Source organism: Azospirillum sp. UFLA03-27 (assembly GCF_059803775.1).
The window spans coordinates 42,562-49,638 of record NZ_JAUQTX010000013.1 but is presented as its reverse complement, the minus strand read 5'-3'; the positions used below and the strand labels follow the sequence as shown (position 1 = coordinate 49,638).

The 7,077-nt window shown below is 69.3% G+C and carries 5 protein-coding genes; 2 read left to right on the top strand and 3 right to left on the bottom strand.

The genetic code is table 11. The features are described from left to right. From mfd to Q4I23_RS03745, 3 genes are all read right to left on the bottom strand, one after another. The coding region (gene mfd / locus Q4I23_RS03755) for a transcription-repair coupling factor (protein ID WP_498525349.1) at nucleotides 1-3,558 on the bottom strand (3,558 nt) is incomplete at its 3' end. Nucleotides 3,559-3,568: 10 nt separating this feature from the next. Further along, nucleotides 3,569-3,871 (bottom strand): FAD assembly factor SdhE, encoded by a 303-nt coding sequence (locus tag Q4I23_RS03750; RefSeq protein ID WP_038530795.1) that lies wholly within the window; start codon nucleotides 3,869-3,871, stop codon nucleotides 3,569-3,571. Nucleotides 3,872-4,003: 132 nt separating this feature from the next. Beyond that, nucleotides 4,004-4,795 (bottom strand): crotonase/enoyl-CoA hydratase family protein, encoded by a 792-nt coding sequence (locus Q4I23_RS03745; protein ID WP_498525348.1) that lies wholly within the window; start codon nucleotides 4,793-4,795, stop codon nucleotides 4,004-4,006. Between the two features lie 198 nt (nucleotides 4,796-4,993). Here Q4I23_RS03745 and Q4I23_RS03740 point away from each other — a divergent pair, with 198 nt between their 5' ends. Then, complete coding sequence (locus Q4I23_RS03740) at nucleotides 4,994-5,590, top strand: hypothetical protein (RefSeq protein WP_498525347.1); 597 nt, start codon at nucleotides 4,994-4,996, stop codon at nucleotides 5,588-5,590. A gap of 175 nt (nucleotides 5,591-5,765) precedes the next feature. Beyond that, on the top strand, nucleotides 5,766-7,064 hold the full coding sequence (gene egtB, locus Q4I23_RS03735) for an ergothioneine biosynthesis protein EgtB (protein ID WP_454018512.1): 1,299 nt from the start codon (nucleotides 5,766-5,768) through the stop codon (nucleotides 7,062-7,064). Nucleotides 7,065-7,077 lie beyond the last annotated feature (13 nt).

Below are 7,077 nucleotides of genomic sequence, written 5' to 3'. Positions count from 1 at the left end.
GTTATAGTCTCGTGGGCTCGGAGATGTGTATAAGAGACAGCCCTTCGGCACAGCCCCGCCGCCGGCCATCTGGGCGAGATCGCTCATCAACCGGTTGACGCCGCGCACCCGCTGGGCCTCGTCGGTCCATTCGCGGGTGTAGACCAGCTTGTGGTCGGGCCGCAGCTTCATCAGGCTGATCTGCTGGCTGATGTAGGTCAGCAGCTTGGCCGGCTCGGCGTAGCTGTTGTTGCGGAAGGTCAGCACGGCGCCCTTCGGCCCGGCGTCCACCCGCTCCACCCCCGCCTGACGGCAGAGCTGCTTGATGGTCACCACGTCGAGCAGGTTCTCCACCTCGCCCGGCAGCTTTCCGAAGCGGTCGATCAGCTCCGCCGCGAAGCCGTCGATCTCCGCCCGGTCCACCAGATCAGCGATGCGGCGGTAGAGCGACAGGCGCACCGTCAGATCGGGAACATACTCCTCCGGAATCAGCACCGGAGTGCCCAGGTTGATTTGCGGGGTCCAGGGCTGGTCCTCCGCACCGCTCGGCACCTGCCCGTCCATGTTGGCGCGGGCGTTGGCGACGGCCTCCTCCAGCATGTGCTGGTACAGCTCGACGCCGACCTCCTTGACGTGCCCCGACTGCTCCTCGCCCAGCAGGTTGCCGGCGCCGCGGATGTCCATGTCGTGGCTGGCGAGCTGGAAGCCGGCGCCCAGGCTGTCCAGCGTCTCGATGACGTGCAGCCGCTGCTGCGCCGTTCCGGTAAGCGGCTTGTTCGGCGCGTAGGTGAGGTAGGCGTAGCCGCGCACCTTCGACCGGCCGACGCGCCCGCGGATCTGGTAGAGCTGGGCCAGGCCGAACATGTCTGCCCGGTGCACGATCAGCGTGTTGGCGTTGGGGATGTCGATGCCGCTCTCGATGATGTTGGTGGCGAGCAGCACCTCGAACTTGCCCTCGTCGAAGGCGGTCATCACCTCTTCCAGCTCGCTGGCCGGCATCTGGCCGTGGGCGGTGACGATCTTGACCTCGGGCACCAGTTCCCGCACCCGCTCGGCGACCTTGGGCAGGTCCTCGACACGGGGGCAGACGTAGAAGGTCTGGCCACCCCGATAATGCTCGCGCAGGATCGCCTCGCGCACCACCACCGGGTCGTAGGGCAGCACGAAGGTGCGCACCGCCAGACGGTCCACCGGCGGGGTGGCGATCAGCGACAGCTCGCGAACACCACTCAGCGCCATCTGGAGCGTGCGCGGGATCGGCGTGGCGGTCAGCGTCAGGACGTGCACGTCGGCGCGCAGCTCCTTCAGCCGCTCCTTCTGCTTGACGCCGAAATGCTGCTCCTCGTCGACGATGACCATGCCGAGCTGCTTGAACTGCACGCCCTTGCCGAGCAGAGCGTGGGTGCCGATCACGATGTCGGCGGTGCCCTCCGTCAGCTCCTGCTTGACCTTGGTCTGCTCCTTGGCGGTGACCATGCGCGACAGTTGCACGATGCGCAGCGGCAACCCCGCGAAGCGCGTGGTGAAGGTCTTGAAATGCTGGCGCGCCAGCAGCGTGGTCGGCACCACCACGGCGACCTGCTGGCCGCTCATGGCGACGAGGAAGGCGGCGCGCAGAGCCACCTCCGTCTTGCCGAAGCCGACGTCGCCGCAGACCAGACGGTCCATCGGACGGCCCGAACCGAGATCGGTGAAGACCTCCTCGATGACCTTCAGCTGGTCGTCGGTCTCCGGGTAGGGGAAGCGGGCGGCGAACTCCTGATAGACGCCCTCCGGCGTGTAGACCGGATCGGCCTTCTTCAGCATGCGCTCGGCGGCGATCTTCAGCAGCGCCTCGGCCATGTCCTTCAGGCGCTTCTTGACGCGGGCCTTGCGGCCCTGCCAGCCGGCCCCGCCCAGCTTGTCGAGCTGCGCGTGCGCGTCCTCCGACCCGTAGCGGGTCAGCACCTCGATGTTCTCGACGGGGACATAGAGCTTGTCGCCGCCCTCGTAGATCAGCCGCAGGCAGTCGTGCGGCGCCCCGGACACCTCCAGCGTCTCCAGCCCGTCGTAGCGCCCGATGCCGTGGTCCATGTGCACCACGAGGTCGCCCGCGGCCAGCGCCGTGTATTCGGCGATGAAGTTGGCGGCCTTGCGCTTCTTCTTCGCCGCCGGGCGGACAAGGCGGTCGCCGAGGATGTCCTGCTCGGTGATGACGGCCATGTCGGCGGAGGTGAAGCCGTGCTCCATCCCCAGCACGATCATGCCGATGATGTTGCGGTCGAAGCGGCGGACGTCCTCGATGCTCTCCGCCGGCTCCAGCCCCGGAATGCCGTGGTCGCCCAGCACCGTCATCAGACGGTCGCGGGAGCCGGCGGAATAGCCGGCTACCAGCACGCGCCGCCCGTCGGCCCGAAGGGCGCGGATGTGGTCCTTCACCGCCTCGAAGACGTTGACGTCGGGGCGCGCCCGCTCCTCGGCGAAGTCGTGGCCGCGGCGCCCGCCGGCGTCCAGCGTGCCCTTGATGCCCGGCGGCGTGCCGAAGGGTTGGAGCTGCGCCACGGCGTGGGCGGCGAACAGGTCGTCCCAGGCCTGGGCGTCGAGGAACATCATGCCGACCGGCACCGGCTTGTAGACCGGCGATCCCGTCCGCTTCTCGATGACGATCATGCTCTCGCGGGAGGCGTGGAAGTCCACCACCTGAGCGATCCGCGAATCGCGCGCCTCCGTCGCCTGATGATCCAGCGACAGGATGGCCTTGGGCATGTAGGCCAGCAGCGATTCCATCGTCTCGTGGAACAGCGGCAGCCAGTGCTCCATGCCGCCGTACTTGCGCCCGGCGCTGATCGCCTCGTAGAGCGGGTCGTCGTCGGTGACGGCGCCGAACAGCTCGCGGTAGCCGGAGCGGAAGCGGGCGATCCCCGCCTCGTCCAGGAACACCTCCGACATCGGCTTCAGGTCGATGCCGTCGCGCTTGTCGGTGGTGCGCTGCGACATGGGATCGAAGCTGCGCACGGCCTCCAGCTCGTCGCCGAACAGGTCGAGGCGCAGCGGCTCGTCGGTGCCCGGCGGGAACAGGTCGACGATGCCGCCGCGCACGGCGAACTCGCCCGGCTCGCGCACCGTCTGGGCCCGGGTGTAGCCGTTGCCGGCCAGATAGCGCTGCAGCTTCTCCAGGTCGATCCGGTCGCGCAGCTTCGCCGAGAACACCGCGTCGCGGAAGGCGGCGCGGGGCGGCACCTTCTGGACCATGGCGTTGACGGTGGTCAGCACGACCAGCGGAGCCGCGTCCGCCTTGCGCGCCAGCAGGCGGGTCAGCGTGTCGATACGCTTCGCCACGATACCGCCGTTGGGCGACACCCGGTCGTAGGGCAGGCAGTCCCAGGCCGGGAAGACCTGCACCTCCAGCGACGGCGCGAAGAAGGCCAGCGCCTCCGCCAGCTGGGCGGCGCGGGTGTCGTCGAGCGCGACGTGGAGAAGTCCGGCGCTCCCCGCCCGCTTGGCGAGGTCGGCGAGGACGCGGGCGTCATGACCGGCGGGGGCGCCGCCGACCAGAAGGCGGCCGGAGCGTCCCGGCTGCAACTGTTCGAAGCTGGGCAAGGATCGGGCCTCAGGACCCCTGACGGGGCGTGTAGCGGAACTTGGTCAACAGCTGCATGACGTCGGTGTCATGCTCGGCGGGCAGCGGCTCGCGCCCGGCGTACCAGTTGTAGAGGTCGGGGTCGCTGAGTTCGAGCAGCGCCTCGTAGCGGTCGAGCTGCGCATGGTCGAAGTCCGGGACATGGGCGTCGGCGAAGCTGCCGATCAGCAGGTCCATCTCGCGCATGCCGCGGTGCCACGACCGGAAGCGCAGCCGCTTGCGCCGGTTTTCCAGGGATTCGCCGCTCTCGGACAGGGTGTTCTCGTCGCTCATGCCATCCACGCCAAAAAGCCCCGGCCCCGGAAGATAGGGGGCGGAGCGGTCCACATCCACCCCCGCATCCTGCACACCGGCACGCCCCCGCGCAAACCGAAATGCCGGACGATCCCCCGCAAGGAGCGTGATTCAGCGCGCCAGCCACGCCTCCAGCCCGTCGCGCAGGTCGGCCCCCGGTGCCAGCCGGGCGAAGCGCTCGGCCTCCACCGCCAGCCCTTCGCCGATGGTCATGTTCAGCCCGCGGGTCACCGCCCCCAGGATGCCGGACACCGCCGCCGGGGAATGCCGGACGATCCGCCCGGCCAGTTCGAAGGCCGCGGGCAGCAGCGCGTCGTGGGCCACCACCTGATTGACCAGCCCCACCGCCAGCGCCGTCGCCGGCGGGAAGGCGTCGCCGGTCAGCAGCCATTCCAGGGCCCGCTTGCGCCCGGCGTTGCGGGGAAGCCGCTGCGTCCCGCCGAAGGTCGGCATCATGCCGAGCTTGATCTCCGCCTTGGAGAAACTCGCCCGCTCGCTGGCCACGGCGAGGTGCGCCGCCTCCAGGATCTCGCAGCCGCCGCCGTAGCAGATGCCGTTGACCGCGGCGATGATGGGCTTGGGGAAGGACTCGATGCGCGCGCACAGCGTCTGTCCGGGCCGGAAGGCGCGCACCGCCGCCTCCGGTCCCCGCCGGACGGCCGGGGTGAACTCCGCAATGTCCGCCCCGGCGGAGAAGGCCCGCTCCCCGGCGCCGGTGACGATGATGGCCCGCACCGCCGCGTCGGCCTCCAGCGCGTCCAGTGTGTCGAGCATGGCGGCGGCCAGCGCCGTGCTGATGGCGTTCAGCTTGGCGGGGCGGTTCAGGGTGAGGGTGGCGATCCCCCCGGCGGTGACGCACAGCACGGGATTGGCGGGGTCGGCGTGTTTGGTCGTCAGGGACATGGCGCGGTCCTTTTGTCCTGCGTTTGGGATGCCCCACTGTCGAGCCCGAGCCAGTCCCTGACAAACGAGTACGCCGCGTGTTCGGGTGAGCAACGCTCACCTGAAACGGGGCCTCCGCCGCAAGCCAAAGCGTCACCTTGACAGAATCGCGACCGTTGGTAGACTGAACAGTCCCAGCCACTTTCGGTGGAGGTCGCCATGACCGACGGTTCGATCGGACGCCCAGAGCCTCTGATCCGCTCGGCCGGCGTGGTGGAGCGCACCGGCAGCGCGACCGACCGCAGGAAACGGCGGCAGAATCGGCAGGACCTGCAACAGCAGGAGCGCGAGCAGCAGGAGCGCCGCGACCAGGACGAGGCCAACCACAAGCGGCGGCGCCTCTACGACCTGCTGTTCGACGAGATCGATGAGCTGGACACGCTGAACGCCGGGCAGCGGGCGCGCATCAAGCAGAATCTGCGCGCGCAGCTCGCCAACCGCCGTCCGCCGCCGCACCTCGCCCCCAACCTCGCCCAGCCGCCGCCGGCGGATGAGGACATCGAACGCATCGCGGCGGCGCTTCTCGAGAAAGCCGTCGCGGCCCAGTCGGTCGACCATGACCACATCGTCGGCATGGCGGCGCCGACGCACCCGGCGCTTCCGCCCGGGCAGACGGCGGAGAATGTGGCTCTCGCCAATCAGCTCCGCGATTGCCTGGAGCAGCGGACGACGACATCGCGGCGCGTTGCCGTGTATCTGCGCCTTCTTCTGACGCTCGAAGGCGCCTTCCGTCCGCATCTGGTGGTGGACGCCTGACCACAGTCCCACCGTGGCTGTGATGCGCGAATTCGGAGAAAGCCCCCCTCCGATGCGCCACCCAGGATGGTTGGACCATGCGGCACAATGGGCCTGTTGTTTCTCCGGCGGGGTCCGGGCGCGTTCCCGCGCCGTTCCCGCCGCGGAAAACCCGCTCCCGCAGGGAGGTTCCCCCGTGCCCGACACCCATCTCGCCACGCACGCCCAGCCGTCCGGTGACGCTCTTCGCCAAACTCTCTCCACCCGTTTCCAGAAGATCCGCGCCCGCACCGCCGAACTCGCAGCGCCCTTGTCGCCCGAGGACTTGATGGTCCAATCGGTGGCCGACGGCGCGCCGGCCAAATGGCACCTCGCCCACACGACGTGGCTGTTCGAAACCACCGTCCTGGTGCCCTGCAATCCCGGTTACCGTCCCTTCGACCCGGCCTTCCTGACGTTGTTCGCCGCCCGCGACGACCGGTTCGGCAGCCACCAGCTTCCTTCCCCCACCCTGCGCCTGCTCTCCCGGCCCAACGCGGCGGAGGTGATGCGCTACCGCGACCATGTGAACGCCGCGGTGCTGCACCTGCTGAACCAAGCCGACGAGGCCGACCTGCCGGAAATCGCCGACCGCGTGATCGTCGGCATCACGCATGAGCGGCGCCACCAGGAACGGCTGCTGACCCACATCAAGCACGCCTTCTGGAGCAACCCGCTGCGCCCCGCCTACGACCAGCCGCCACAGGCGGTTCCGACTCCGCCGCAGCTGGAACGCTGGATCGAGCATGAAGGCGGCATCGTCGAGATCGGGTTGACCAATGCCGGGGCTGGCTTCGACCATGAGGGGCCGCGCCACCGCACCCATCTTGAACCCTTCCGCCTCGCCGCCCTGCCGGTGTCCTGCGGCGCCTTCCGGGACTTCATCGAGGATGGGGGCTACGCGAAACGCGCGCTCTGGCTCGCCGATGGCTGGGAGGCGGTGCAGACCGAGGGGTGGCAGGCCCCGCTTTACTGGGAATGGCGCGACGGCGCGTGGCAGATCTTCACCCTCTACGGCATGCGCCCGCTCGATCCCGCCGAGCCGGTCTGCCATGTCAGTTGGTTCGAGGCCGACGCCTTCGCCCGCTGGGCCGGCAAGCGTCTGCCCGAGGAAGCCGAATGGGAGGCCCTGGCGTCCCGCTGCGACAGCATGGGCAACCTGCTGGGCACCGGCAACCGCCACCCGCGCCCCAGCACCTGCCACGGCGACGGCCCGTGGCAATTGTTCGGCGACGTTTGGGAATGGACGCGCAGCCCCTTCGCCCCCTATCCCGGCTACCGTCTACCGGACGGGGTGGACGAGGCCGTTCATGGCCGCTTCATGATCAACCGCATGGTGTTGCGGGGCGGCAGCTGCGTCACCCCCTTCGACCACGCCAACCCGACGACCCGGCATTACCTGCGGCCGGAGTCCCGCCTGTCCTTCACCGGCCTGCGGCTGGCTGAGGATGCCTGACATATTGGAATCG

Bases quoted from the DNA above. Each gene is read 5' to 3' on its own strand.
- Q4I23_RS03750 (WP_038530795.1), bottom strand. From the start codon at position 3,871: ATGAGCGACGAGAACACCCTGTCCGAGAGCGGCGAATCCCTGGAAAAC.
- Q4I23_RS03745 (WP_498525348.1), bottom strand. From the start codon at position 4,795: ATGTCCCTGACGACCAAACACGCCGACCCCGCCAATCCCGTGCTGTGC.
- Q4I23_RS03740 (WP_498525347.1), top strand. From the start codon at position 4,994: ATGACCGACGGTTCGATCGGACGCCCAGAGCCTCTGATCCGCTCGGCC.